This window comes from Paraburkholderia sp. SIMBA_053 (assembly GCF_046534895.1).
GTDB lineage: Bacteria > Pseudomonadota > Gammaproteobacteria > Burkholderiales > Burkholderiaceae > Paraburkholderia > Paraburkholderia caledonica.
The window spans coordinates 1-258 of record NZ_JAWRXU010001061.1; the positions used below are offsets into that span (position 1 = coordinate 1).

Below are 258 nucleotides of genomic sequence, written 5' to 3' on the forward strand. Positions count from 1 at the left end.
GGCGCTCGCGTCGCGATCATGCTGCCGAACACGTTCCAGTATCCCATCGCGCTGTTCGGCACGCTGAAGGCGGGCGCGATCGTCGTCAACGTGAATCCGCTCTATACGGTGCGCGAACTGTCGCATCAGTTGAAGGATAGCGCCGTGCAGACCATCGTGGTGTTCGAGAACTTCGCGAAGACCGTCGAAGACTCGCTGCCGGGCACGCGCGTGCAGAACGTGATCGTCACGGGTCTCGGCGACCTGCTCAAGGACGGT

At 62.4% G+C, this 258-nt stretch carries 1 protein-coding gene; it reads left to right on the forward strand.

Annotated elements, in window-relative coordinates; all coding sequences use genetic code 11:
• Nucleotides 1-258: AMP-binding protein (locus SB753_RS38880; RefSeq protein ID WP_410805391.1), on the forward strand; the 258-nt coding region annotated here is incomplete at both ends.